The sequence below is a fragment of the Cronobacter universalis NCTC 9529 genome (assembly GCF_001277175.1).
In the GTDB taxonomy this organism is placed as follows: Bacteria; Pseudomonadota; Gammaproteobacteria; order Enterobacterales; family Enterobacteriaceae; genus Cronobacter; species Cronobacter universalis.
Genome location: NZ_CP012257.1, coordinates 1,062,572 through 1,089,458, shown reverse-complemented (window position 1 = coordinate 1,089,458; position 26,887 = coordinate 1,062,572). Strand labels below are relative to the sequence as shown.

The 26,887-nt window shown below is 59.9% G+C and carries 24 protein-coding genes; 6 read left to right on the top strand and 18 right to left on the bottom strand.

Translation table 11 applies throughout. The annotated features are described in order from the left end of the window. Positions 1–6: 6 nt before the first annotated feature. Positions 7–1,869 carry a 1-deoxy-D-xylulose-5-phosphate synthase gene (dxs, locus tag AFK65_RS04940; protein WP_007705201.1) on the top strand — a complete coding sequence of 621 codons (1,863 nt, stop codon included), beginning with the start codon at positions 7–9 and terminating at the stop codon, positions 1,867–1,869. A gap of 69 nt (positions 1,870–1,938) precedes the next feature. Beyond that, positions 1,939–2,913, top strand: a complete 975-nt coding sequence (locus AFK65_RS04935) for an aldo/keto reductase (RefSeq protein WP_038857845.1) — start codon at positions 1,939–1,941, stop codon at positions 2,911–2,913. Between the two features lie 42 nt (positions 2,914–2,955). On the opposite strand, the gene pgpA is transcribed toward AFK65_RS04935, so the two are convergent. The 6 genes from pgpA to nrdR all read right to left on the bottom strand — a co-directional run bounded on the left by pgpA (position 2,956) and on the right by nrdR (position 7,175). After that, a complete protein-coding gene (gene pgpA, locus AFK65_RS04930) occupies positions 2,956–3,477 on the bottom strand; it encodes a phosphatidylglycerophosphatase A (RefSeq protein ID WP_004387751.1) in 522 nt (173 codons plus the stop codon). Continuing rightward, positions 3,452–4,432 (bottom strand): thiamine-phosphate kinase, encoded by a 981-nt coding sequence (gene thiL, locus AFK65_RS04925; RefSeq protein ID WP_038857846.1) that lies wholly within the window; start codon positions 4,430–4,432, stop codon positions 3,452–3,454. The genes pgpA and thiL overlap by 26 nt, the downstream gene beginning before the upstream one ends. Before the next feature lie 187 nt (positions 4,433–4,619). Then, positions 4,620–5,039, bottom strand: coding sequence for a transcription antitermination factor NusB (gene nusB, locus AFK65_RS04920; RefSeq protein ID WP_004387753.1), 420 nt, complete (start codon positions 5,037–5,039; stop codon positions 4,620–4,622). A 21-nt stretch (positions 5,040–5,060) separates the two neighbouring features. Then, a complete protein-coding gene (ribH, locus tag AFK65_RS04915) occupies positions 5,061–5,531 on the bottom strand; it encodes a 6,7-dimethyl-8-ribityllumazine synthase (RefSeq protein ID WP_004387754.1) in 471 nt (156 codons plus the stop codon). A gap of 87 nt (positions 5,532–5,618) precedes the next feature. Then, positions 5,619–6,722, bottom strand: coding sequence for a bifunctional diaminohydroxyphosphoribosylaminopyrimidine deaminase/5-amino-6-(5-phosphoribosylamino)uracil reductase RibD (gene ribD / locus AFK65_RS04910; protein WP_007705048.1), 1,104 nt, complete (start codon positions 6,720–6,722; stop codon positions 5,619–5,621). Positions 6,723–6,725: 3 nt separating this feature from the next. Continuing rightward, positions 6,726–7,175: a transcriptional regulator NrdR gene (nrdR, locus tag AFK65_RS04905; RefSeq protein ID WP_007673903.1), complete on the bottom strand. Its 450-nt coding sequence runs from the start codon at positions 7,173–7,175 to the stop codon at positions 6,726–6,728. A gap of 154 nt (positions 7,176–7,329) precedes the next feature. On the opposite strand from nrdR, the gene AFK65_RS04900 reads away from it, so the two are divergent. The 3 genes from AFK65_RS04900 to AFK65_RS21995 all read left to right on the top strand — a co-directional run bounded on the left by AFK65_RS04900 (position 7,330) and on the right by AFK65_RS21995 (position 9,290). Further along, entirely contained in the window at positions 7,330–7,890 is a 561-nt protein-coding gene (locus tag AFK65_RS04900) for a SadB/YajI family lipoprotein (protein ID WP_038857850.1), read from the top strand. Between the two features lie 340 nt (positions 7,891–8,230). Continuing rightward, a complete protein-coding gene (locus AFK65_RS04895; protein WP_038857852.1) occupies positions 8,231–9,109 on the top strand; it encodes a nucleoside-specific channel-forming protein Tsx in 879 nt (292 codons plus the stop codon). Positions 9,110–9,128: 19 nt separating this feature from the next. Beyond that, positions 9,129–9,290: a hypothetical protein gene (locus tag AFK65_RS21995; protein ID WP_155886425.1), complete on the top strand. Its 162-nt coding sequence runs from the start codon at positions 9,129–9,131 to the stop codon at positions 9,288–9,290. A 15-nt stretch (positions 9,291–9,305) separates the two neighbouring features. Here the strand turns inward: AFK65_RS21995 and secF are convergent, their stop codons facing one another. The 5 genes from secF to queA all read right to left on the bottom strand — a co-directional run bounded on the left by secF (position 9,306) and on the right by queA (position 14,826). Continuing rightward, the gene (gene secF, locus AFK65_RS04890; protein ID WP_007704847.1) at positions 9,306–10,277 is read right to left on the bottom strand and encodes a protein translocase subunit SecF; all 972 of its coding nucleotides are present in this window, start codon (positions 10,275–10,277) and stop codon (positions 9,306–9,308) included. Between the two features lie 10 nt (positions 10,278–10,287). Further along, complete coding sequence (gene secD / locus AFK65_RS04885; RefSeq protein ID WP_071602552.1) at positions 10,288–12,135, bottom strand: protein translocase subunit SecD; 1,848 nt, start codon at positions 12,133–12,135, stop codon at positions 10,288–10,290. A gap of 27 nt (positions 12,136–12,162) precedes the next feature. Continuing rightward, entirely contained in the window at positions 12,163–12,495 is a 333-nt protein-coding gene (gene yajC, locus AFK65_RS04880) for a preprotein translocase subunit YajC (RefSeq protein WP_038857855.1), read from the bottom strand. A 21-nt stretch (positions 12,496–12,516) separates the two neighbouring features. Further along, a complete protein-coding gene (tgt, locus tag AFK65_RS04875) occupies positions 12,517–13,644 on the bottom strand; it encodes a tRNA guanosine(34) transglycosylase Tgt (protein WP_004387763.1) in 1,128 nt (375 codons plus the stop codon). Positions 13,645–13,755: 111 nt separating this feature from the next. Beyond that, positions 13,756–14,826 (bottom strand): tRNA preQ1(34) S-adenosylmethionine ribosyltransferase-isomerase QueA, encoded by a 1,071-nt coding sequence (gene queA, locus AFK65_RS04870; RefSeq protein WP_007704619.1) that lies wholly within the window; start codon positions 14,824–14,826, stop codon positions 13,756–13,758. A gap of 101 nt (positions 14,827–14,927) precedes the next feature. Between queA and acpH the strand changes: the two genes are divergently transcribed. After that, positions 14,928–15,509, top strand: coding sequence for an ACP phosphodiesterase (gene acpH / locus AFK65_RS04865; protein WP_007704615.1), 582 nt, complete (start codon positions 14,928–14,930; stop codon positions 15,507–15,509). On the opposite strand, the gene AFK65_RS04860 is transcribed toward acpH, so the two are convergent. The 7 genes from AFK65_RS04860 to phoB all read right to left on the bottom strand — a co-directional run bounded on the left by AFK65_RS04860 (position 15,510) and on the right by phoB (position 26,834). Continuing rightward, positions 15,510–16,880: a DUF3999 family protein gene (locus tag AFK65_RS04860; RefSeq protein ID WP_038857858.1), complete on the bottom strand. Its 1,371-nt coding sequence runs from the start codon at positions 16,878–16,880 to the stop codon at positions 15,510–15,512. Next, positions 16,877–19,582 (bottom strand): DUF2339 domain-containing protein, encoded by a 2,706-nt coding sequence (locus AFK65_RS04855; protein ID WP_038857859.1) that lies wholly within the window; start codon positions 19,580–19,582, stop codon positions 16,877–16,879. Before AFK65_RS04855 ends, AFK65_RS04860 begins: the two co-directional genes overlap by 4 nt. Before the next feature lie 84 nt (positions 19,583–19,666). Continuing rightward, the gene (gene malZ, locus AFK65_RS04850; RefSeq protein WP_038857860.1) at positions 19,667–21,484 is read right to left on the bottom strand and encodes a maltodextrin glucosidase; all 1,818 of its coding nucleotides are present in this window, start codon (positions 21,482–21,484) and stop codon (positions 19,667–19,669) included. A gap of 168 nt (positions 21,485–21,652) precedes the next feature. Next, entirely contained in the window at positions 21,653–23,020 is a 1,368-nt protein-coding gene (gene proY, locus AFK65_RS04845; protein ID WP_007704244.1) for a proline-specific permease ProY, read from the bottom strand. Between the two features lie 70 nt (positions 23,021–23,090). After that, positions 23,091–24,410, bottom strand: coding sequence for a branched-chain amino acid transporter carrier protein BrnQ (brnQ, locus tag AFK65_RS04840; RefSeq protein WP_007704242.1), 1,320 nt, complete (start codon positions 24,408–24,410; stop codon positions 23,091–23,093). Positions 24,411–24,808: 398 nt separating this feature from the next. After that, entirely contained in the window at positions 24,809–26,122 is a 1,314-nt protein-coding gene (gene phoR / locus AFK65_RS04835; protein WP_007704239.1) for a phosphate regulon sensor histidine kinase PhoR, read from the bottom strand. A 22-nt stretch (positions 26,123–26,144) separates the two neighbouring features. Then, a complete protein-coding gene (gene phoB / locus AFK65_RS04830; protein WP_007704237.1) occupies positions 26,145–26,834 on the bottom strand; it encodes a phosphate response regulator transcription factor PhoB in 690 nt (229 codons plus the stop codon). Positions 26,835–26,887 lie beyond the last annotated feature (53 nt).

Sequence of the window (26,887 nt, the reverse complement as noted above, 5' to 3'; positions counted from 1 at the left end):
TCTCTGATGAGTTTTGATACTGCCAAATACCCGACCCTGGCGCTGGTGGACTCCACAGCGGAGCTGCGCCTGTTGCCAAAAGAGAGTTTGCCGAAGCTGTGCGACGAACTGCGTCGTTACCTGCTCGACAGCGTGAGCCGCTCCAGCGGACACTTCGCCTCCGGGCTTGGCACGGTCGAGCTTACCGTGGCGTTGCATTACGTCTACAACACGCCGTTCGACCAGCTGGTCTGGGACGTCGGCCACCAGGCGTATCCGCATAAAATCCTGACTGGCCGCCGTGACCGCATCGGTACTATCCGCCAGAAAGGCGGCCTCCACCCGTTCCCCTGGCGCGGCGAGAGCGAATATGACGTGTTAAGCGTCGGTCACTCGTCCACTTCTATCAGCGCCGGCATCGGCATCGCCGTCGCGGCGGTGCGCGAAGAGAAAAACCGCCGCACCGTCTGCGTGATTGGCGATGGCGCGATCACCGCGGGCATGGCGTTTGAGGCAATGAACCACGCGGGCGATATTCGCCCGGATATGCTGGTTATTCTGAACGACAACGAAATGTCGATTTCCGAGAACGTCGGCGCGCTCAATAACCATCTGGCGCAACTGCTTTCCGGCAAGCTCTATTCACGGCTTCGCGAAGGCGGCAAGCGCGTGTTCTCTAACGTTCCGCCCATCAAAGAGCTGCTTAAACGTACCGAAGAGCACATTAAAGGCATGGTCGTGCCGGGCACGCTGTTTGAAGAGCTGGGCTTTAACTATATCGGCCCGGTGGATGGCCACGACGTGCTGGGGCTGGTGCATACGCTGAAAAACATGCGCGATCTCAAAGGCCCGCAGTTCCTGCATATCATGACCAGGAAAGGCCGTGGTTATGAGCCGGCGGAAAAAGATCCGATCACCTTCCACGCGGTGCCGAAATTCGATCCGGAAAGCGGCACGCTGCCGAAAAGCAGCGGCGGTCAGCCGAGCTATTCAAAAATCTTCGGCGACTGGCTGTGCGAAACCGCGGCCAAAGATGACAAGCTGATGGCGATCACCCCGGCCATGCGCGAAGGCTCCGGCATGGTGGAGTTCTCCCGCCAGTATCCGGCGCAATATTTCGACGTGGCGATCGCCGAGCAGCACGCGGTGACTTTCGCGGCAGGGCTCGCGATTGGCGGCTATAAGCCGGTGGTCGCGATTTACTCCACGTTCCTGCAACGCGCCTATGACCAGGTCATCCACGACGTCGCTATTCAGAAACTGCCGGTGCTGTTCGCTATCGATCGCGCGGGCATCGTCGGGGCCGACGGCCAGACGCACCAGGGCGCATTTGATCTCTCGTTCCTGCGCTGCATCCCGGATATGGTCATCATGACCCCGAGCGATGAAAACGAGTGCCGCCAGATGCTGTTTACCGGCTATCACTACAACGACGGCCCGAGCGCCGTTCGCTACCCGCGCGGCAACGCGCTCGGCGTCACGCTGGAGCCGCTCCAGAAGCTGCCGATTGGTAAAGGCGTGGTGAAACGCCACGGCGAAAAAGTGGCGCTGCTTAACTTTGGTACGCTGCTGCCGGAGGCCACCCAGGCCGCCGAAGCGCTTAACGCCACGCTTGTGGATATGCGCTTTGTGAAGCCGCTCGATGAAGCGCTGATCATGGAGCTCGCCGAGCGCCACGAATCGCTGGTCACCATCGAAGAAAACGCCGTGATGGGCGGCGCCGGCAGCGGCGTAAACGAAGTGCTGATGGCGAAACGCAAACCGGTGCCGGTGCTGAACATTGGCCTGCCGGATCACTTCATCCCTCAGGGCACGCAGGATGAAGCGCGCGCTGAAATCGGCCTCACGGCTTTGGGCATCGAACAACGCGTGCGCGACTGGCTCGCCTGATCCCTGCTCTGTTTCCGCTCCTGCTATGCTTAACGGTGACCTTTGTGACCCTAAAGCAGGAGCGGAACCATGCAATACAAGCAATTAGGAAAAACCGATCTTCAGGTTTCCCGTCTGTGCCTGGGCTGTATGACTTTTGGCGAGCCGGATCGCGGTAACCACGCCTGGACTCTCCCCGAAGAAAGCAGCCGCCTTATCATCAAACACGCCATCGACGGCGGCATTAACTTTTTCGACACCGCCAATAGCTACTCCGACGGCAGCAGCGAAGAGATTGTCGGCCGCGCGCTGCGCGATTTCGCGCGTCGTGAAGAGGTCGTCGTCGCCACTAAAGTCTATCACCAGGTCGGCGACCTGCCGCAGGGGCTTTCCCGCCAGCTGATCCTGCGCTCGATTGACGACAGCCTGCGCCGCCTCGGCATGGACTATGTCGACCTGCTGCAAATCCACCGCTGGGACTACGACACGCCGATAGAAGAGACCCTGGAAGCCCTTAACGACGTAGTGAAAGCGGGTAAAGCGCGCTACATCGGCGCGTCGTCGATGCATCCGCACCAGTTTGAACAGGCGCTGCGGCTGCAAAAAGAGAACGGCTGGGCCCCGTTCGTCACTATGCAGAACCACTACAACCTGATTTACCGTGAAGAAGAACAGGAGATGCTGCCGCTCTGCTATCGCGAGGGCGTGGCCGTGATCCCGTGGAGCCCGCTGGCGCGCGGGCGTCTGACCCGCCCGTGGGGCGAAACTACGGCGCGTCTTGTCTCCGATGAGTTCGGTAAAACGCTCTACAGCGAAACCGAAGAGAACGACGCGAAAATCGCTGAACGGCTGGCGTTCATCGCCGAAGATAAAGGCGTGAGCCGCGCCCAGGTGGCGCTGGCCTGGCTTTTAAGCAAACCCGGCGTCGTCGCGCCGATTATCGGCGCCTCGCGCGAGGAGCAGTTGCAGGAGCTGATTGACGCGGTCGACGTGACGCTCACCCGTGAAGAGATGGCCGAACTGGAGACGCCTTACAAAGCGCATCCGGTGGTGGGTTTTAAATAAGCGAAGATAAAAAACAGCCCTCTTCGCAGAGGGCTGTTTTATTTAAATCAGGCCGATGGGCCAGTGATGGCCAATCCAGTAGAGAAGCCCGGCCGAGATAATCCCCGCCACGATATCATCCACCATGATCCCCATGCCGCCGTGAACGTTACGGTCAAACCAGCGGATAGGCCAGGGCTTCCACATATCGAAAATACGGAAAATCACAAACCCGGCGGCAACCCACTGCCAGTCATTCGTCGGCAGCGCCATCAGCGTAATCCACATGCCGATAAACTCATCCCAGACGATGCTGCCGTGGTCATGCACGCCCATATCTTTGGCGGTCTGGTGACAAAGATAGACGCCAAGACTGATGCCAAACATCACCACCAGCGAGTAGAGCTGCCAGGGCAAAAAGGTCATCAGATACCAGAATGGGATCGCCGCAAGCGACCCCATCGTGCCCGGCACCCACGGGCTTAAGCCGCTGCCAAACCCGGTGGCGAGCAGATGCCACGGATTGCGTAAATTCAGGCGGCTTTTGGCGACATCCTTATTAAACGTGCGTTTCGAAGTGGTCATATCCTTTCCAGTCGAGCGTTACCGGCGCGCCATCGCGTAAAAATACCATGCCTTCCGCCGCGGCGGTCAGCTGGCCGATGCAGGTCACAGGCACGCCAAGATGATTAACCGCCACCTCCAGCGCGCCGCGATTGATCTCCGACACCGTAAAGCAGAGTTCATAATCCTCGCCGCCCGACAGCGCCCAGCGCAGCGCCTGCTCCGGTTCAACGTGGCGGGAGAGCGCGTCGGAGTACGGCAGATCGTTAAGCTCAATGCGCGCGCCGCAGTCGCTTGCCTTCAGGATATGCCCGAGATCGGAAATCAGCCCGTCGGAGAGATCGATAGCGGCGCTGGCGAGCCCGCGTAGCGCCTGACCGTGCAGCACGCGCGGCGTCGGGCGCAGATGGCGTTTTACCAGATAGCCTGCGTCGCTGGCATTCTCGACGTTAAGACGCTTTTGCAAAATCGCGAGCCCGGCCGCGCTGTCGCCCGGCGTGCCGGTGATATACACCCAGTCGCCAGGACGCGCGCCGGAGCGCTTCAGCGCCCGTCCGGCGGGAACAAAACCGTGAATGCCGAGCGTTATGGAGAGCGGGCCGCGCGTGGTGTCGCCGCCGATAAGCTGCATATCGTAGTAGTTGAGTTGTTCAAACAGACTGTCGCTGAACGCTTCAAGCCAGGGTTCGTTCACCTCCGGCAGGGTCAGCGCCAGCGTCAGCCACGCCGGATCGGCGCCCATCGCCGCCAGATCGCTCACATTGACCGCCAGCGCCTTGTAGCCGAGATCGCGCGGATCGATATCCGGTAAAAAATGAATCCCCGACACCAGCGTGTCGGTGCTGATAGCCAGGGTTTGCTTCTCCGGCACGGCCAACAGCGCGCAGTCGTCGCCAATGCCGGTCTCGACATCAAGACGAGAGCTTCTGACCCGATCGAAATAGCGTGCAATCAGGGAAAACTCGCCGCATGACATAGGGTTACGCCTCAACAGATGAGAAGAAGAAAAGGCCGGAATCCCGGCCTCAGACAGCAGACGAAGAATAGCAGGTTTCTTCGTGTTGATGACCATAGTAGACAATCGCCAGCTTTTCGCCCGCCTGAAGCACAGAACGGTAAAAGAAAACGAGCGTCAGGTCTCGCCTGCCGACGGCAGGCGGAAATTACTTTTTGTTAGGGCGGATGTGCGGCGCGGCTTTATCGAGCACGCCGTTGACGAACTTGTGGCTGTCTTCAGCGCCGAAGACTTTCGCCAGCTCAATCGCTTCGTTGATCGCCACTTTGTACGGCACATCGTCACGTTTTGAGAGTTCGAACAGCGCGATGCGCAGCACCGCTTTCTCCACCTGGCCCAGCTCTTCGAGCTGACGGGACAGGTACGGCTTCATCAGGCCGTCGAGATAGCCGCTGTTGGTCGCCACCCCGGAGAGCAGTTCGCGGAAATACATCACGTCCACATCTTTGACATCCTGTTCCGCCAGGAACTGGTATTCAACATCGGCGATGTCATTGTGGGACAACTGCCAGGAGTAAAGCGCCTGGACGGCACACTCACGGGCGCGGCGACGAGCAGCAGGTTTCACGGAATTCCCCTTACAAAAAAATCAGGCCTGGATAGCCTTCAGGACATTAATCATTTCAAGCGCGGTCAGCGCCGCTTCGGCGCCCTTGTTCCCGGCTTTTGTGCCAGCGCGTTCGATGGCTTGTTCAATACTTTCAGTGGTGAGTACGCCAAAAGCTACCGGGATTTCGCTGTGCTGCGCCACATGGGCCAGACCGTTGCTGGCGCCGCCGGCAACGTATTCGAAATGCGCGGTGCCGCCGCGAATCACCGTACCGAGCGCAATCACCGCGTCATATTTTGCGGTTTTCGCCAGCGCCTGAGCCGCCAGCGGCAGCTCGTAAGCGCCCGGCACCCACACGACGGTGATATTTTCATCTTTTACCTGACCAATGCGTTTCAGGGCGTCGATAGCGCCTTCCAGCAGACTGTCGTTGATGAAGTTGTTGAAACGCGCAATGGCGATGGCGACGCGAGCGTCCGGGGCAGCAACGGTAGCTTCAATAATGTTCATACTCTTACCTTAGGGTTATGTAGCCCCCGCAGGGGGGCGGATTTTATCATACTCTTTCGCGCACTGCTTACGTTTTACGTCCCGCCCTCAGGCGAGCGTCAGGCGCAGGCGCAAATCGGGGCCGACCTGTACGGCGTCGCGAAATTCCAGGCGCGGTGCGTCGGCAAGCCGCTCAAGACCTGGCAGCGCGAATAGCCCGCGGGCCTCGCTGCCGAGCAGTTTCGGCGCCATATAAACAATCAGCTCATCGACCAGGCCCGCCTGAAGCAGCGCGCCAGCGAGCTGCGGGCCCGCCTCGACCCACAGGCTGTTCACCTGGCGTTTGCCAAGCTGCATCATCAGCAGCACCAGATCGAGCTTGCCGTTGTGCACGGGCGTCGGCAGTTGTTCGACGCCCTCTGGCCAGACGGTGTCGTCCGGGCAGGCGCGGGCAAGCCAGGTCTCGCCGGGCTGATTGACGATCTTGTGCGCGGGCGTCACCTGATTCTGGCGATCGAGCACGATCCGCAGCGGCTGGCGCAGGTTTTCACGCGGATAAACCGCCTGCGTTTCTTCGCCGAGTTCGTCCCAGCGCACGGTCATTGACGGATCGTCGGCCAGCACCGTGGCGCTGGTAGTGAGGATAGCATGGCTTTCGGCGCGCAGACGCTGCACGTCGCGCCGCGCCTGCGGCGAGGTTATCCACTGGCTTTCGCCGCTCGCCATCGCCGTGCGTCCGTCAAGCGACGCGCCGAGTTTGAGCTGAATAAACGGAAAACCGGTACGCATACGCTTGAGAAAGCCTTTATTGAGCGCTTCGGCCTCGCTCATCATCAGGCCATGACTGACCTCAATGCCCGCCTGCTGAAGACGGTACAGGCCGCGGCCCGCCACCTGCGGGTTCGGATCCTGCATCGCCGCGACGACGCGCGCGACGCCCGCGTTAATCAGCGCATCGCAGCACGGCGGCGTGCGCCCGTGGTGGCTGCAGGGTTCAAGCGTGACATACGCGGTGGCGCCGCGCGCCTTGTCGCCCGCCATGCGCAGCGCATGCACTTCGGCATGTGGCTCGCCGGCGCGCAGATGAAAGCCTTCGCCGACGATAACGCCCTCTTTAACAATCACGCAGCCCACGCGCGGGTTCGGATGCGTGGTAAAACGTCCCTGGCCCGCGAGCTTAAGCGCGCGCGCCATGTAAAATTCGTCAGACATCAGTTAATCCTGTAAGCGGGCGATCTCTTCGCCGAATTCGCGGATATCTTCAAAGCTGCGGTAGACCGACGCAAAACGGATATAGGCGACTTTATCGAGCTTTTTAAGCTGCTCCATCACCAGATTGCCGATAAGTTTGCTTGGCACTTCACGTTCGCCGGTCGCGCGCAGATGGGATTTGATATGGTTGATGGCCATCTCCACGTCATCGGAGCTGACCGGGCGTTTTTCCAGCGCTTTCTGCATGCCGCTGCGCAGTTTGTCTTCATTGAAAGGCTCGCGCACGTCGTTGCTTTTCACCACCCGCGGCATGACCAGCTCCGCGACTTCAAACGTCGTGAAACGTTCATGGCACACCAGGCACTGGCGGCGGCGGCGCACTGAGGAGCCTTCTCCCACCAGGCGGGAATCGATCACTTTAGTGTCAACGGCGAAACAGAACGGGCAATGCATAGCGCTTCCTGACTGAAAAAGTTAACTGAACAACAGTTTACCCTGAACTGGCGGGACTACAAAGACGCAACCTTTTTGAGACAAAGGCGCTATGCCGGACGCGCCGTTACGCTCTACCATGAACAGACCGCCACTCTTTCAGGAAAAGCGAACAATGACAACACGTTATCTGAAATGGTCTATCGTCGCCAGCGCGCTGGCCTTAAGCGCCTGCGCGCCGCAAAGCGAAGTGCGCCAGATGCACCAGAATGTCAGCACGCTCAATCAGGAGATGACAAAGCTCAAGCAGGAGACCGTCAAAATCACGCAGCAGAACGCGCTGAATGTGAAATCGAAAAGCGGCGTCTACCTGCTGCCGGGCTCCAACACGCCCGCTCGCCTAAGCAGCCAGCTGGGTATGCTGAAGATGTCGCTGCGCAACGTTACGGCGGACGCGAACGGCACGCAGGCGACGCTGTACATCCAGAGCGAATCCAGCGATCCGCTGCCTGCTTTTACCGGCACCGTCGAATGGGGCCAGTTGCAGGGGACGACGGAAAACTACCAGGAAGTGAACGTGCAGAACCAGCCGTTCAGCGCGCCTGCCAGCACGCTGGCGCCGAGCGATGTCTCCATTCCGCTGACGCTGACCGGCATCACGCCGGAACAGCTGGGCTTTATCCGCGTGCATGATATCCAGCCGCTTATCGCCGGCGACGCCGTCGTCGCGCCCTGAGTGCTTCACCATCTGCGGCGCGGAGTTTGTTACATTCGCGCCGCTCGCTTTTCTTGCTTTTCTCGCGCCGTGAATTCCTCTCTTCTGCGCTCCCGAACGTAAAAAATGGTGTAACAGGAGTTGGCTTAGTTCCCTTATGCCGCTAGAATCCGCGTTCCGATGTACGCAAACGTGAACGCAATCGATTACGTATATGACAAGAATGTGAAACGCCACATATTTTTGTGAGGCTGGATACTTATAATAGGCAGCACAATTTATGCGGCGGCGGTTTATCCGCGTTGCGCGAAAGCATTACTCCACCCAGAAATGGGGATTTCCTGAAAACAGTGGCTCTATTATGAAAAAAATTGTTTTAGCTGCCGGTGCAGCCCTGGCGCTCTCCACCTCTTTTACTGCCGGCGCGGCAGAAACCAGCAATAGTGAGTTTGTTTCCGACTGGTGGCACCAGAGCGTTAACGTAGTGGGCAGCTACCACACGCGCTTCGGACCGTTCATCCGCAACGATACCTATCTGGAATATGAAGCGTTCGCCAAAAAAGACTGGTTTGATTTCTACGGTTACGCGGACGCCCCGGTTTTCTTCGGCGGTAACACCGATGCTAAAGGGATCTGGAACCACGGTTCCCCGCTGTTTGTGGAGATCGAACCGCGCTTCTCTATCGATAAGCTGACCGGCACCAGCCTGGCGTTTGGCCCGTTCAAAGAGTGGTATTTCGCGAATAACTATATCTACGATATGGGCCGCAACGCTTCTGGCCGTCAGAGCACCTGGTATATGGGTCTTGGTACCGATATCGACACCGGCCTGCCGATGAGCCTCTCCCTGAACGTTTATGCCAAATACCAGTGGCAGAACTACGGTGCAGAAAACCAGAACGAGTGGGACGGCTACCGCTTTAAAGTGAAATACTTCGTGCCGATCACCCAGCTGTGGGGCGGCAACCTGAGCTACATCGGCTTCACCAACTTTGACTGGGGTTCAGACCTCGGTGATAAAGGCGGTTATGCGCTCAATGGCGTGAAAGCCCGCACTAACGATTCCATCGCCTCCAGCCATATTCTGGCGCTGAACTATGATCACTGGCACTACTCCGTGGTCGCGCGTTACTGGCACAACGGCGGTCAGTGGAACGATGATGCGCAGCTGCGCTTCACCAACTACAACACCCGCACTACGGGCTGGGGCGGTTACCTGGTGGTAGGTTACAACTTCTAAGCCTTACCCCGGTGAACCTGTGAAAAAGCCAGCGCCTGCTGGCTTTTTTATGGGCGTTGATTATCGCGCCCTGCGGTTAGCCGCTAAAGATATACGTTCATCGCCTTTTCTTTCTTCTCACTTACTCATTATCAAGGCGAAAAAAAACCGCAGGCCTGAACCTGCGGTTTTAATAACGTAAAACGCTGCTGCGCGATTACGGCAGGAGAGACGGTTGATCCGCGCCCTCTTTTTCCACCTTCTGCTGCAACAGGTGTTCACGCTTCATGCCAAGCTTCAGCGCCAGGGCGGAAGCGACATAAATGGACGACGCCGTACCGATAGAGACACCGATAAGCATGGTCAGCGAGAAGCCCTGCAGCATCGCGCCGCCGAACAGATAAAGCATCAGGATCACGACAAGCGTCGTACCGGATGTGATTAACGTCCTTTGCAGCGTCTGGGTCAGCGACACGTTAAAGATTTCGTAAGGCGTTCCGCGACGGATCTTGCGGAAGTTTTCACGAATACGGTCGGAAACCACGATGCTGTCGTTGAGCGAGTAACCAATAACCGACATCAGCGAGGCGATGATGGTCAGGTCAATCTCGATCCGGAACAGCGACAGTACGCCCATGGTGATAATCACGTCGTGCGCCAGCGCGATAACCACACCGGCCGCGAGGCGCCACTCAAAGCGGAACCCGACGTATACCAGAATGGAAAGCAGCGCGACCAGCAGCGCCATCGCGCCCGCCTGGGCGAGGTCAGCGCCTACGCTCGGGCCGACGAACTCGATACGTTTTACCGCCGCGTTCTGACCGGTCGCCTGGTTAATGACGTTCACCACTTTGGTGCCGAGCGTCTGCCCGCCGGTTTCGCCCTGGGCTGGCGGCATACGGACCATGATGTCGCGGCTGCTGCCGAAGTTCTGCAGCAGCGGCTCTTCAAAGCCCGCCTTCTCCAGCGACTCGCGCATCACATCCAGATCCGCCGGTTTTTCCAGGCCAATCTCGATAACCGTACCGCCGGTAAAATCGAGCCCCCAGTTAAACCCGCGTACGCCCATCACCACGATAGAGGCGACAAGCAGCAGGCCGGAGATGGCGAAGGCCCAGTAGTCCCAGCGCATAAAGTCATAGACTTTGCGGCCGTGGTTCAATTGTTCAACAGTATATTCCTGTGCCACAACGCACTCCTCAGATAGACAGCTTGTTGATGCGTTTGCCGCCGTACAACAGGTTCACAATGGCACGGGTACCGACAATAGCGGTGAACATGGAGGTCGCCACGCCGATACCGGTCGTGATAGCAAACCCTTTAATCGCGCCGGTCCCCACTGCGTACAGGATGATGACCTTAATCAGCGTCGTGACGTTGGCGTCGAAAATCGAGCTGAACGCCCCGCGATAGCCTTCATCAATCGCCTGCTGCACCGAACGGCCGTTGCTGAGCTCTTCTTTAATACGCTCGTTTATCAGCACGTTCGCATCCACCGCGACCGCAAGGGTTAACACAATCCCCGCGATACCCGGCATGGTGAGCGTCGCGCCCGGCAGCAGCGACATGATGCCGACGATCAGCACCAGGTTTGCCAGCAGCGCCGTAGTGGCGATAAGACCGAACTTCTTATAGAACAGGATCATAAACAGAATGGAGACCGCGAGGCCCGCCAGACACGCTTCCAGACCCTGAGTGATGTTCTGCATACCCAGCGTCGGGCCGATGGTGCGCTCTTCCACAATCTGAATCGGCGCAATCAGCGCGCCCGCACGCAGCAGCAGCGAAAGCTGACGCGCTTCGTTCGGGTTATCAATGCCGGTAATCACGAAGTTCTGACCCAGGCGCGCCTGAATCGTCGCAACGTTGATCACTTCTTCCTGTTTTACCAGGATGCTGCGGCCGTTAGCGTCTTTCTTACCGCTGTCCTTATATTCCACAAAGAGCGTCGCCATCGGTTTATGGATGTTGTCTTTGGTGAAATTGGACATGATATTGCCGCCCGAGCTATCGAGCGAAATATTCACCTGCGGCATGTTGTACTGGTCAACGCCGGAGGTGGAATCGGTAATATGGTCACCGGTCAGGATAACGCGTTTGTACAGCACAACCGGCTGGCCTTCACGGGTCATCTTCACTTCAGAATCGCCAGGAACACGGCCTGCGGCGGCGGCTGAACGGTCAACGGAGCTGTTAACCAGACGGAATTCCAGCGTCGCGGTCGCGCCGAGGATTTCTTTCGCGCGAGCGGTATCCTGAATACCCGGCAGCTCAACCACGATGCGGTCAGCGCCCTGACGCTGCACCAGCGGCTCAGCAACGCCCAGCTGGTTCACGCGGTTACGCAGGATATTAATGTTCTGCTGAACGGCATATTCACGCGCTTCGCGCAGACGCTCATCAGACATCACCGCGCGCAGGCTGTTATCGCCCTGGCTTGAGATAACCATGTCGCGGTGGCGGCTCGTCAGATAAGAGACCGCGGCGTCACGGATATCGCTGTCGCGGAACTGAATCGTCAGGCCGTAGTTATCGGCTTTACGCACGTTCGTCCAGCTCAGCCCTTTCTCGCGCAGATCGCTGCGCAGGCTGTCCATATTTTGTTCCTGGAGCTTGCCAAGCGCGGTGTCCATATCCACTTCCATCAGGAAGTGAACGCCGCCGCGCAGGTCGAGGCCCAGCTTCATCGGTTCGGCGGAAATAGCGGTAAGCCAGCGTGGGGTGGCAGGCGCGAGGTTAAGCGCGACGACGAATTGATCGCCCATCGTGCTCATCAGCGCTTCACGAGCGCGCAACTGAGTATCGGTGGAGTCAAAGCGCGCGAGAATTGCGCCCTCTTCCAGAGCCACAGATTTCGCGGAAATTTTTTCTTTTTGTAACGTATTCTGGACCTGGATCAGCGTTTGCTCACTGGCGGCGACGCCGCGCGCGCCAGTGATTTGAACAGCCGGATCCTCACCATACAGGTTGGGAAGTGCATAAAGCAGGCCGACGATAAGCACGACGACCAGCATGAGGTACTTCCACAAAGGATAACGGTTTAACACGGCAGTTCCCTTTGGGAAAACAATGGATTACAGCGCCTTCATAGTGCCTTTCGGCAGGACGGCTGCGACGAAGTCACGCTTGATAACCACTTCGGTGGTGTCGTTCAGAGCGATAGCAATGTAGCCGTTTTCCGCTACTTTAGTCACGCGACCCACCAGACCACCGTTAGTGAGCACTTCATCCCCTTTAGCGATGGAGTTCATCAGGTTTTTATGCTCTTTAGTACGCTTCTGCTGCGGACGCAGGATCATGAAATAGAAAATCAGACCAAACACGACCAGCATCAGGATCAGAGACATCGGGCTGCCCTGCGCCGGCGCACCGCCAGCGGCTACCGCGTCAGAAATAAAAAAGCTCATTCAAATTCCCTCATTATTAAATTAATCAACGTTCAACGGTGGCACCGGCCGCCCCTGGCGTTGGTAGAAATCCGCGACGAAGTGCTCTAATTTACCCTCTTCAATAGCCTTGCGTAAACCAGCCATTAAGCGCTGATAGTGGCGAAGGTTATGAATGGTATTAAGCCGCGCGCCCAGTATTTCGTTGCAACGGTCGAGATGATGCAAGTAGGCGCGTGAATAATTGCGACAGGTATAGCAATCACACTCAGGATCCAGCGGCCCCGTATCGCTTTTGTACTTCGCGTTGCGGATTTTCACTACGCCTTCGGTGACGAAAAGATGGCCGTTGCGCGCGTTACGCGTCGGCATAACGCAATCGAACATATCGATGCCGCGACGCACGCCTTCGACCAGATCTTCCGGCTTGCCCACCCCCATCAGGTAGCGCGGCTTGTCCGCCGGGATCTGCGGGCAGACATGCTCAAGAATGCGGTGCATATCTTCCTTCGGCTCGCCGACAGCCAGGCCGCCGACAGCGTAGCCATCAAAGCCTATCTCTACCAGACCTTTCACGGAGATATCGCGTAAATCTTCGTAAACGCTGCCCTGAATAATGCCGAACAGCGCATTTTTGTTGCCAAGGCTGTCAAAGCGGTCACGGCTGCGTTTCGCCCAGCGCAGCGACATCTCCATAGAGCGCTTCGCGTAATCCCAGTCTGCCGGGTACGGCGTGCACTCATCGAAGATCATGACGATGTCAGAACCGAGATCGAACTGGATCTCCATCGATTTTTCCGGGTCGAGGAAGATAGGATCGCCGTTGATCGGGTTGCGGAAGTGCACGCCCTGCTCGGTGATTTTGCGAATATCGCCCAGGCTAAAGACCTGGAAGCCGCCGGAATCGGTCAGGATCGGGCCTTTCCACTGCATAAAATCGTGCAGGTCGCCGTGCAGCTTCATGATCTCCTGGCCAGGACGCAGCCAGAGGTGAAAGGTATTGCCGAGGATAATCTGCGCGCCGGTGGCTTCCACTTCTTCCGGCGTCATGCCTTTGACGGTGCCGTAAGTGCCCACGGGCATAAACGCCGGGGTTTCCACAACGCCGCGGTCAAATACCAGGCGGCCGCGGCGCGCGCGGCCATCGGTCGTATCAAGTTCGAATTTCACGTTTTTCTCCACATCAGAGAGACAGTCTGATGATTACTGTTACAGAGCGAGGGCGCCCCTCACTCCGGCCCTCTCCCGTTAAGGAGAGAGAAAAAAGCGGCAAGCGCCCGGTTATTCGCCCGGACGCTCGTTAATGGCCTGCGGATTGTACGTGATATACATCGCATCGCCGTAACTAAAAAAGCGATACTCCGCTTTTACCGCTTCGCGGTAGGCGTTCATGGTGTGCTTATAGCCCGCGAACGCAGACACCAGCATGATGAGCGTCGATTCCGGCAGGTGGAAGTTCGTCACCAGCGCGTCGATCACTTTGTACTGATAGCCCGGATAGATAAAAATCTGGGTGTCGCCGAAAAACGGCGCGATAAGCGCGTCTTGCGCCGCCTGTGCGGCGCTCTCAAGCGATCGTACCGATGTCGTGCCCACGGCGACGACTTTATTGCCGCGCGCTTTCGCGGCCAGCACCGCGTCGACCACCTCCTGCGGCACTTCGGCGTATTCAGAGTGCATCACATGATCTTCGATGCTCTCCACGCGTACCGGCTGGAACGTGCCCGCGCCGACGTGCAGCGTGACAAAAGCCATCTCAATGCCCTTCGCGCGCAGGCGCTCAAGCAGCGGCTCATCAAAGTGCAGGCCCGCGGTCGGCGCCGCGACGGCGCCCGGTTTCTGGCTGTAGACGGTCTGATAAAGCTCGCGGTCAGCCTCTTCATCCGGGCGTTCAATGTAAGGCGGCAGCGGCATATGGCCGATGCTGTTCAGAATATCCAGCACCGGGCGCGCGTCGTTAAACTGCACTTCGAACAGCGCGTCATGGCGCGCGGTCATCGTGGCGTTTACGCTTTCATCATCGCCCAGCAGAAGTTCCGCGCCCGGCTTCGGCGCTTTCGACGCGCGGATATGGGCCAGCACGCGATGGTCGTCGAGCATACGCTCCACCAGCACTTCAACCTTGCCGCCGCTCGCCTTGCGGCCAAAGAGGCGCGCCGGGATCACGCGGGTATTGTTAAAGACCAGCAGATCGCCGGGGTTGAGCTTATCGAGCAAATCGGTGAAAGTGCCGTGCGTGAGATCTCCCGTCGGCCCGTCGAGCGACAGCAGGCGACAGGCGCTACGCTGGGCTTGCGGATAGTGAGCTATCAGGGATTCGGGTAATTCAAAGGAGAAATCGGTCAAACGCATGGCTGGAACTCTGACATAAAAAACAGGCGGCTAGTCTAGTGCCGGGGCGCGCTCCCTGCAACTGATAAGCCGCTTTATCTCTCTTTAAGGAAAGGATCGTTATGAATTTTCTTGCCCATCTGCATCTGGCGCATCTGGCGCAAAGTTCGCTGCCCGGCAATCTGATGGCGGACTTCGTGCGCGGCAAACCGGATGAGCTCTACCCGGCGGATGTCGTGGCGGGAATTTACATGCACCGGCGCGTGGATGTGCTGACCGATAACCTGCCGGAAGTGCGCGAGGCGCGCGAGTGGTTCCGCCCGGAAACCCGCCGCGTGGCGCCGGTCACGCTGGATGTTATGTGGGATCACTTTCTCTCGCGCCACTGGGCGCAAATCTCGCCGGAGATCCCGCTCGAAGCGTTTCTCGCGCACGCGCACGCCCAGATTTTACCGACGCTGCCCGACGCGCCGGAACGCTTTGTGAATCTTAATAACTACCTCTGGCGCGAGCGCTGGATGGAGCGCTACCGCGAGATGGACTATATCGCCCGCGTGCTTAACGGCATGGCGAGCCGCCGTCCGAAACTCGCGGCCCTGCGCGACTCCTGGGAGGATCTCAACACCCATTACGCCGCGCTGGAGCGCCAGTTCTGGCGCTTTTATCCGCGCATGATGGAAATGGCGCGCGAGCAAACGCTCTGATTACGCCGCTTTTTCGCCGCGAATCTCGCGCCACAGCCGCCAGGCGAGCAGCAGCAACCCGACTGCGCCCGCCACCAGCACACCCCAGATAATCCAGGTATATAGCGCGTTGCGCTGCGCGGTGGCGTCTTTGGCCGTCAGCCGCGCCTCGCCGCCAAGCGTCACCGCTTTTACCGTCTGCGCGTAAGGCAACATCTCCGGATCGTTTGAACCAGGCACCAGCGTTTGTAGCTCCAGCGCCTGCGCTTTCGCCGCGCCATTGCCCCAGGCGAGCAGGAACGGGCCGCTGCCCTGGGCGTTAAACACCAGCGTTTTTTCGTCCCGTTCGCCGGTCACTTCCGGGAACGCGTCGCCAAAGCGCTGGTTCACCGCCCGCACGCGGAGCGCGGAAATCAGCTCGCCGTGCAGCGGCAGCGTCACCGCCGGGCGCTCCGGCAGACGATAAATAACGGTACGGGCGAGCGGCTGCCACGCCATGTTATCCGCGCTGCGATACTCAATCTCCACCGGCACGACGGCGTTCTCAAGCTGCGGGCGCAGCGTCAGGGCATCGAACGGCTGTGGCCGCGCCCAGCGATACACGGCGGCGTCATCGTTTTCTTTCTCGCCTCGCGCGGCAAGGGTGATGCGACGCGGCTCGGGGTGCGGCGCCTGCCACTGCCCGGTGGCGGAAGTGAAATCGAGCGGCGCTCCGGCGTTTTTCACCACCACCAGCAGATATTTCGCGCCAAAGCGCGACGGCGCGTTACTGAAATCCACCGTGTTCTGCAACAGCCGCTGATTGCCCGAGGCTAAATCCAGCAGCGGCGCATCCGCGATGACTGGCTGCCAGTCGCGCATCGTCTCGCTCGCGAGCACGTCCACGCGGGCCTGCCAGCCGTTGACCTGTTGCGGCCACGCCAGTTGCAGTTGGGTCAGCTCACGCTCGCCGTTGTTCTCGCCAAGCGGGATCAGCCAGCTGGCGCTCAGTTGCTCAACCGGCGCGTTTTCCATGCGGATCTGCACGCCGGACGGCGAGGTTAACAGCACCGTGCGCTGCCCTTCTTCGCTGGTTTTCACCGGCTGTGCGTCAAGCTTGTAGACCGTCAGCGGCGCGCGCTGCGGCGCAGGCGCGGGCGGCGTGGTGGTTTCGAGCGCAAACGGCACACTTGCGCCCTGCGCATTAAACACGCGGATATCGCGCAGATCCGGCCAGGCGCTCTGCGAATAAACCGTCTCCGGCAGCGGCAGCCGGTACCACGGCGACTGCCCTTCCACCGCAAGCTCCATGCCGCGCGCGTAATCCTGCGGGCGCTCGGCGCGAGAAGTGTCGTCACTGGCCGCGCACGTCGCGGCAAACGCCCAGACAAGAGCCACCCATAACTGTTTCATTCTGCCTCTCCCTGACGGGCATTGACCGGCCGCGCCGCTTTCGGCGGCAGCGGTGAGAAATAACCGACAATCAGCACCAGCACCGCGACGCCGATAAACGCCACGGCGCGCGCCAGACCGCCGCCGCCTGCGCTGTCCACCAGCATCAGCTTCACAATCACCACGCCGAGCAGGCCCGCGCCGCAAAACCATCCCTGCCGCGCGCCCTTGCGCGTGGCGCTGACCATCACCAGCAGGGCCAGCAGCATCCACAGCAGCGCGAACGTGGTCTGGACCAGACGAGAATCCCACAGCGCGTCGGACTGCCACGGAATATCCCCGATCCACGCGAGCGTGCGCAGCACCAGCCCGTTGCCCCACCAGAACAGCAGCGCATACCAGGCGAGCGGCGCCCACGGTTGCGCCTGCTGTAACAGCGGCGACCAGAAGCGCGTAAGCAGCCGCCACCCGCTCAGCGCCGCCAGCAGCGCGAAACCTGCGCCAAGCTCCAGCGGGTTAATCAACGGCAGGTACGGCCAGTCGATTGTTACGCCGCTCATCAGGTTGCCCGCAAGCAGTAAAAATGCCAGCACCGGCGCGACCGGCAGCAGCCCTGGCCCGCTGTAAAGCGCAGGCCACTGCGCGCACGGCCACAGACCGCGGCGGATCGCGCCGTTCACCAGCAATACGATAGCGGCGCTGACGGCGAGGATAATGCCGGTCTGCCACGCCCCGCTGCCCCACGGCAGGCTGTCGGTAAACCACCAGGTCTCCGCGCCTGCGGCAAACAGCAGCATCCAGAACAGCGACAGATGCAGCCCCTGCTGGATGCGAACCGGCAACGCGCTGGCGTCACGGCGCAGCAGCCAGAGCGCGCACGGCAGCGCCAGGCACCAGACCAGACTGTGCCAGCCCGCCAGCACCAGCGAGCCGTCGATAACGATCTGATAAATCAGCATCAGCGCCATGCCCGGCCACAGCAGCCAGACGGCGTAAGCGAGATCCGGCCACGCCGCTTTGCGCGATGCCGCGCGCCACAGCAAGGCGGAGAGCGTCAGCAGCGCAAGCGTCAGGGCCAGGCTTCGGGAGATATCCGTAAACGCCCAGCAGGCGGCCTGCAACAGCGCCACCAGCCAGAAGGCGATGCCCGCGCCAAGATGCGCCCGGCTCACCTGCCGCTGCGGCTCGCGCCACAGCCAGCCGCCCGCCAGCCAGCAGAGTGCCAGCACCGCGCTGATAAACGCTGCGTTCAGTAGCGTAATGCCGTCAATCCAGGCGTAAACGGCGCTGGCCGCCGCAAGCGCAAGCAACGCGCTGCCGCTGTAGCTCATCCGCCGCTGGGCCTGCTGGATGCCAAACCACAGCAGCCCCAGCCCTTCCAGCGCCCAGGCGAGTGCCGTCCAGCGGGCCGACAGCGCCAGCGGGATAGCGAGCGTGACAAACGCGCCGCCAAGCGCCAGCCCGCCCAGCGCCAGTATCCGCCCTTCCTGCGGATAGCGGCGCAGCGCGGCGCGCGCAAGCAGTAAATAGACCAGCCCGAAGCCGAGCGCCGAAAACGCCGGGCCATACGTCCAGTGGCGGGTAATCGCATACTGCATCCCAAAGCCGACCAGCGGCGGCGCGAACAGCATCACGCCATCGACGATTTTCTTGCGTCCCTGCGCGCGCAGCGACAGCGCCACGCAGACCACGCCGAAGAGCAGAACGTTGGCGATGAGAAAGAGCTGACAGCTCAGCCACTCGTCCGGCTGATAACCGTTAATGCCCCACAGGCCCGCCACGCCAAAGGTAAACAGCAGGCCAAGCAGATTAAGCTCGCGCCAGTGCTGCCAGACGCTGACGGCGGCGATGCCCACCGACAACAATAGATAGAACGAGAAAAGCGCGATGTGGCTGCCGCCGCCGGTGGAGAGCAGCAGCGGCGCGAGATAGCCGCCGAGGCTCGCCAGCATCGCGAGGCTTAACGCGCGTTGCAGCACCGCCAGCGCGACGCTCGCGGCGCACACCACCAGCATCAGGCCGAAGGCGAGCGGCATCGGCAACATCTGCCAGAGCCGGAACGCGCCGAAAATCGTGATATAGAGCGCGCCCACCGCGCCGCCCTGAAGGATGAGCGCATAGACCGGCGTTTTGCGGCGCAGCCGCCAGCCGAACGCCAGCAGCACCAGCGCGGCGACGCCCGCGCCCGCCACGCGCAGCTCAAGCGGCAGCATGTCGCGCTCAACGCTGTAGCGCAGCAGAAAAGAAATGCCTAAAAAGAGCAGGATGACGCCGATTTTGGCGAGCGGATTGCCCTGCATAAACCAGCGCGTCAGGCTGGAGACCAGTCCGCCCGCCGCGGCATGGCGCGGTTCCGGCGCGGGTGTTTCATGGCGCGTAGCGGCGGCGGGCGCAGGCGCTTTCGCCGCGTTGCGCACCGCCTGCGACCAGACCGGCGGCGCGTCCGTCTGCGGCGCCGGTTCAGGCTCAGCCGCTGCCACAGGTTCCGGGGCGACAATCACGGGCGCAGGCTCCGGCGCAGGCGTGGTCACCGGCACGGTTTCCACACCCGGCGGCGCCGACGCCGCGGCGAGCCGCGCCTCCAGCGTCTCTATGCGATCACGCAGGCGATGAAGTTCAGTTTCGTTACGCGCGCTGCGTTTTAGCGCCATGATGGCTATCACCGGCACCACAACCACGCAGAAGAGCGCAATCAGAGCAGCAAATACAAAAATCTCATCCATTGATTTCAGACCCTGCGGCAGAAGTGCGGCTACTTTCCCATATCTCGATGAAAAGCGGTATTCCTTTACCGCGTTTCGTTACGCTTATCGTGTATGCAGGATCACCGCCGCGCCCGCGGCGAGCCGCAGCGTCTGCCCTTCCAGCGCGCCGTCGCCCTCTTCGCGCGTCCAGGTTTTATCGTCAAGCAGCGGCGAGAACGGCAGCGTCACTTCGCAGGCCGCGCCGCGGTTCAGCGCCACCAGCACCCGCTCCTGCTGAAAGACACGCGTAAACACAAAAACGTCGCCTTTCGCATACGCCACCTGGCACGCGCCGGAACGCAGCGCCCGGCTGCGATGACGCAGGCGCGCGAGCCGCTGATACAGCGCCAGCAGTTCGCCGTCCTGCTGCGCGTTATCCCACGGGAACGGCTGACGGCAGAACGGATCGTTGCCGCCCTCGACGCCCACTTCGTCGCCATAGAAAACGCACGGCACGCCGGGCCAGCAGAAAAGCCACACCACCGCCGCCCGCAGGCGCGCCGGGTCGCCTTTGGCGACCGTTTTAAAACGCGCGGTGTCATGGCTGTCGAGCTGGTTGAACATGCGTAACTGCTGCTGGTGCGAGAGCGCGGCGCGGTATTCATCCATCCAGCGGGCGCAGTCGGCGGCGTCAAGCCGCTGCGGCTCAAGCCCCTGATCCACGCCCGCGAGAAAACTCCACACCGGCGTCGTAAAACCGCGGTAGTTCATGGCCGCATCTTCCGCGTCGTTTTGCAGCCACTGGCGCGCGTCGCCGAAATGTTCGCCGAAGACAAACGCCTGCGGATTCACCGCTTTGGCCGCGCGAGTGATCCCCTCAACGTGGCGCAGGTTCTCTTTCGCGCCGCCGTTTTCACCCAGCATATGCACCACATCAAGCCGCCAGCCGTCGATGCTCCAGGGCGCTTTCAGCCAGTGCTTCACGACGCTCTCTTCGCCCGCGTAAATTTCCTCCACCACGCCAGGCTCGGCGAAATCGAGCTTCGGCAGGCTGTCGTAGCCGAGCCAGCAGAAAGCATGGCCATCATCGGCAAAGGTGTACCAGTTGCGCGTCGGCGAGTCCGGGTGGTGGCAGGCGCCGTCCGCGCCGTGGTTCTGGCGATCGAACCACGGATGCGTGTCGCCGGTGTGGTTAAAAACGCCGTCCAGAATCAGGCGCATACCCGCCTCGCGCGTTTTTTCGCGCAGGCGCAGCAGCGCTTCATCACCGCCGAACTGCGGATCGACATGGCGATAATCGGCGGTGTCATATTTATGCACGCTCGGCGCGCTAAAGATGGGGTTGAGATAGAGCGCCGTGACGCCAAGCTTTTTCAGGTACGGCAGTTTTTCACAAATTCCGTCGAGATCGCCGCCGTAAAACGTCGAGCCGCCCGCCTCTGCGCTTACCGGCTCGTGCCAGTCGCGCAGGATGATGTCGTGCCCCTGCGCGTGGTGAAAATAGATGTTGTCCTGCTGCGCCCCGCGCGGCGTGCTGCGGGCGAAGCGGTCCGGGAAGATCTGGTAGAAAACCTGATCCTGCACCCACTGCGGGCCGTCATCCGGCGCGTCGATGGCGAAGAGCGCCAGCCGGGCGGGCGGAAACTCGCTCAGCCCCAGCGGGCTGAACCACTGCTGGCGATCGCCCCATAAGAGCTTAAAGCCGTAGCGGCGGCGCGGCTGGCCGTCGCCGAGCGGAATGCTCGCCTGCCACGCGCTGACCTGCGGATGCGGCGCGGCGCTCAGGCGCTTCATCTCAAAGGGCGTTTCTTCGTTATCGCGCTCGTAACGCAGTACAACTTTTTCCGGCAGCGCGTCGCCCGCAAGCCAGAGGGTGATCAGTAATTTCTCCCCCTGCCGGTGAATAAAGGGCGCAACGGGGAGATGCCAGGCATTCAACATACACTTTGATCCTTAATCGACAGAAAACAGGCGCATCTTTCCACAGGGGCAACCGCGCGCCTTCCTCATTCTGGACTTTATTGGGGGAGGAGACGGGAGGCGGAGAAACAGAAGTGAGCGTAGAGCGAAAATGACATCCCCGCCAGGCGGCGGGGATGAAAGGGCGCGTTATGCGGAAAGTCGGGCGTCGCGACGGCGTTTAAACACCCAGCCCACCAGCAGCAGCGCAATCCACGCGAAACCGACGTAGAGCGAAATGCGGGTATCCGGGTGATAGCCAATCAGCGCGATGATAAACGCCAGGAAGATCAGGCCGACGATAGTGGTCGCCACGCCGCCCGGCACTTTGAATTTCAGCGTGTTGACTTCATCCGCGCTCAGACGGCGGCGGAACGCCACCTGCGAGAGCAGGATCATTATCCAGACCCAGACGGTCGCAAACGTCGCGAGCGACGCAATCACCAGGAAGACGTTTTCCGGCATGATGTAGTTGAGGTACACCGCCAGCAGCATCGCGAAGCACATTACCACTACCGTCACCCACGGAATGCCGCGGCGCGAGGTTTTGGCGAACACTTTCGGCGCGCTGCCCTGCTCGGCCATGCCGTGCAGCATACGGCCCACGCCGAAGACATCGCTGTTAATCGCCGACAGCGAGGCCGTCAGCACCACGAAATTCAGAATGCCCGCCGCAACGGTTATCCCCATATGCTGGAACGTCAGTACAAACGGGCTGCCGTTGGTGCCGACTTCATTCCACGGATAGATGGACATAATCACGAACAGCGTGCCGACGTAGAACACCAGAATACGCAGCGGTACGGAGTTAATGGCGCGCGGAATCGATGTGGCCGGATCTTTGGCTTCACCAGCGGTAATGCCGATAATCTCAATGCCGCCGTAGGCGAACATCACCATTTGCAGCGCCATCACGGTGCCAATCCAGCCGTTCGCGAAGAAGCCGCCGTTACTCCAGAGATTATGGATGCCGGTCGGCTGGCCGCCGTTGCCGATACCCCAGATGATGATGCCGATACCGGCCGCGATCATGATGATAATGGTGGCGACTTTAAAGAACGAGAACCAGAACTCCAGCTCGCCGAACACTTTCACGCTCATCAGGTTAATGGCGCAGATGATAAGCACCACGCTCAGCACCCAGACCCAGTGCGGCACCGTCGGGAACCAGACGCCCATATAGATGCCGAACGCGGTAACGTCGGCGATGGCGACGATCAGGATTTCAAAGCAGTAGGTCCAGCCGGTGATATAGCCTGCGAGCGGGCCGAGGTTATCCTGCGCATAGCGAGAGAATGAGCTCGCCGCCGGGTTATGTACTGACATCTCGCCGAGCGCGCGCATGATGATATACGCCGCCACGCCGCCAATGATGTAAGCCAGCAGTACGCTCGGGCCCGCCATTTTGATGGCGTCCGCCGAGCCGTAAAACAGGCCGGTGCCAATCGCTGAACCCAGCGCCATAAAGCGGATGTGTCTTGTACTCAATCCGCGCTTGAGCTTGTTCTCGTTTTCCATCTTTCCAGTACCACGTCATACAATAAAAAACCACGGAGCCAGGCCCCGTGGTTCAACAATCAACCGACGATCAGTGTGCGGTGGAAGTCACGCTCCGTCCGGCCGTACGATCCCAGACCGCCGCCGCCAGCGCAATCGCGACGGTCGGCAGCAGCCAGGCCAGCCCCTGATCCGCCATCGGCAGTTTCTGAGTCCAGGCCGGAAGGATACCGCTTATTGCCGAGGCTTTCACCCCATCAATCAAACCGAACAGCAGACTGACCGCCATCGCCGGGGCGATAACACGGCCCGAATTATGCCACCAGCCGCGGGTAAAGCTCAGTACAACGAGTGCGATACACGGCGGATAGATGGCCGTCAGCACCGGAATAGAGAACTGAATCAGCTGGCTTAAGCCAAGGTTCGACACCACCATGGAGAAGAGCCCCAGAATAAACACCAGCGCGCGGTAAGAGAGCGGCAGGTACTGCGCGAAAAACTCGGCGCAGGCGCAGGTCAGGCCGACCGCCGTCACCATGCACGCCAGGAAGATCAGCGCCGCCAGCAGGAAGCTGCCCGCGCCGCCAAAGGTGTGCTGAACATACGCATGCAGAATCGCCGCGCCGTTCGCGGATTGATCAACAAGCGTCGCGCTGTCAGAGCCGAGACGGAACAGCGCCAGGTAGAGCAGCGTCAGGCCGACGCCCGCCATCAGGCCCGCGAAAATGGTGTAGCGCGTCAGTAGACGAGAATCAGACACGCCGCGCGAACGGGCCGCGTTGACGATAACAATCCCGAACACCATCGCGCCGAGCGTATCCATCGTCAGATAACCGTTCACGAAGCCGTTGGAGAACGCCGCTTTCTGATAGGTCTCTGTCGCCACGCTGATATCGCCCGCCGGCCAGACAATCGCCGCTACAGACAGCACCACCAGCGCGATGATTTTCAGCGGCGCCAGGAAGTTGCCCACGGTATCCAGCAGTTTGCCCGGATAGAGCGACACCAGAATCACCAGCGCGAAATAGACCAGGCTGTAGATGAGCAGCGGCAGCGCACCGTCGCCGGTGAGCGGCGCAATACCCACTTCAAACGACACGGTCGCGGTGCGCGGTGTGGCGAACAGCGGCCCGACGGCCAGATAGCAGACGGTCGCCAGCAGAATGCCCGCCACGCGGCCAATCGGATGGCTCAGGCTGTCAACGCCGCCGCCGACTTTCGCCAGCGCCACCACGGTCAGCACAGGCAGACCAACGGCCGTGATCAGAAAGCCGATCGCCGCCATCCAGACATGCGGACCGGCCTGCAAACCAACCATGGGAGGGAAAATGATATTGCCCGCGCCAACGAACAGCGCAAAGGTCATAAACCCCAGTGCGATAATGTCGCGCGATTTTAAGTGATGGGTCATAAGATTTACTGCCTGTGGATGTGGTGTTGAAATTGAATAATTTTTTACCGCCAGTCACCTGACGAAAACGCCGCTATTTCCAGGGCTGACAGCGGGATATGCTTCCCGATTACGCTGGCGAAGAATTGTTTTTCGATTTACCCCGTAAAAACAGTCGGTCTGGCAAGAGCAGGGGCGCAATTTAAACGCTTATAACGTTTAAAGGCAAGACGGGATCGTAAAACCAGACCTTTATGCCAGATCTAAGTTTCAGGGCAGTGATAAAATCTGAAATCGTAAAAAACCTCCGGCGATTCGCGCGAGCAAAAAAGCGCCAAACGCTGAAAAAAGCGTTCAAAGGCGATGAAAAAATGAATAAGGCCAGCTTATGGCTGGCCTTGGAAAGGAAGCTTTACGAATTAAACCGCAGAAACGGTTCTGGCGGGCGATGTCACAATCAGCCGCTCCGGCAGAAGGAACGAAAACGTGGTGCCTTTGCCTGGCGTACTTTCAATCTCCAGACGCGCGTCGTGGTGCGTCAGCGCATGTTTCACAATCGCAAGCCCCAGCCCGCTGCCGCCCGTCTGGCGCGAGCGCGCCTTATCCACGCGATAGAATCGCTCGGTGAGGCGCGGAATATGCTCCGCGGCGATCCCCGGCCCGGTGTCGGCCACGCTAAAACGCGCGCCGTTCGCCACATGCTCCCAGCGCACCGTAATGTGCGTGCCCTCGGGCGTATGGTTGACCGCGTTATAGACCAGGTTTGAAATCGCGCTGCGCAACTGCTCGTCGTTGCCGAGCACTTTGAGCTGCGGATCGACCTCAAACGTGAAGGTATGCTTCTGCTGGCTCAGCGTCTGCGCTTCGCGCTCCACCACCCGCAGCATCAGCGGCACGTCTATCGTTTCGTTGAGTTGCATCGCGGGCGCCGCCTCGATTTTCGAAAGCGTAAGTAGCTGTTTCACCAGCCCTTCCATACGGAAGGTCTGCTCGCGCATCGTATGCAGCGCTTTTTCACGCAGCGGCCCTTCGAGCGTCTGCTCGTGCATCATCTCCAGATAACCCTGCAAGACGGTCAGCGGCGTGCGCAACTCATGGCTGACGTTCGCGAAAAAGTTACGCCGCGCCCCTTCGAGCTGATGCATCTGCGTGACGTCGCGCGCCACCATTAACAGCTGATCTTCGCTGTACGGCATCACGCGAAATTCAAGATGACGCCCGTTGTTGAGCACCAGATGCAGTGGCCGGTTAAACTCCTGGCCGCGCAGATAGCTGGTGAATTCCGGGTAGCGCAGCAGGTTTAAGATGTTCTGGCCGTTATCGTCAGGCCAGCGCAGGCCAAGCAGCTGTTGCGCAAGACCGTTGCACCAGAAGATGACGCCCTCTTCCGTGGTCAGCACCACGGCGTCCGGCAGGGATTCCGCGCCGCTGCGAAAGCGTTTGATAAGATTGCCCAGTTCGCGGCGGCGTTTCTTATTGCGCAACTGCATCTGGTGCAGGCCGTAGAGCAGCGGCTCCCAGCTGCCGCTGCCGGGCGGCGGCGTCATGCTGCGATCGACCCACAGCCACCAGGAGAGGCGCAACAAATTCCAGAAATGCCAGATAAGCAATCCGGTCACCGCCGCCAGTAAAAACCATGCCAGATAGCCGAATATCGCCCCGAGCACCAGCGCCGGAATACAGCAAAAAAACAGCTCCAGCACCAGTCTTTTCCATGACAGCCGTTCCAGCACGCGTCACACTCCTGTTTTGGGTTTAAAAACGGGTTGAGAACCGATAACCCGTACCGCGCACCGTTTGTACCATTCTGTCATGACCGCTCTGTTCCAGCGCCTTACGCAGGCGACGGATATGCACATCCACGGTACGATCTTCCACATACACGTTGGTGCCCCAGACGTTATTCAGCAACTGTTCGCGGCTGTAAACGCGCTCCGGGTGCGTCATAAAGAAATGTAACAGCTTGAATTCAGTCGGCCCCATATCGAGAGGACTTTCGCCGGTCATCACCCGGTGCGATGACGGATCGAGGCTTAAGCCCTGCATTTCGATGACTTCATCCACCGCCATCGGCGAGATACGGCGCATGACCGCTTTAATACGCGCCACCAGCTCTTTCGGGGAGAACGGTTTGGTAATGTAATCGTCGGCGCCCGTTTCCAGCCCACGCACGCGATCTTCTTCCTCGCCGCGCGCGGTCAGCATCACCACAGGGATCTCGCGGGTCAGCGCTTCGCGTTTGATATGTTTAATAAACTGGATCCCCGATCCGCCGGGCAGCATCCAGTCCAGCAAAATCAGATCGGGCCAGGGCTCATTGAGTTGATTCACCGCACTGTCATAATCTTCCGCTTCCACCGGCTGGAAGCCGTTTTGTTCCAGTACGAAACACACCATCTCGCGGATAGGTGCTTCATCTTCAACGACCAGAATACGTCTCGCCATGATTCGCCCTGTTAAATAAAGTAAACAGTATGTTATGCGGCGCCATTATGCGT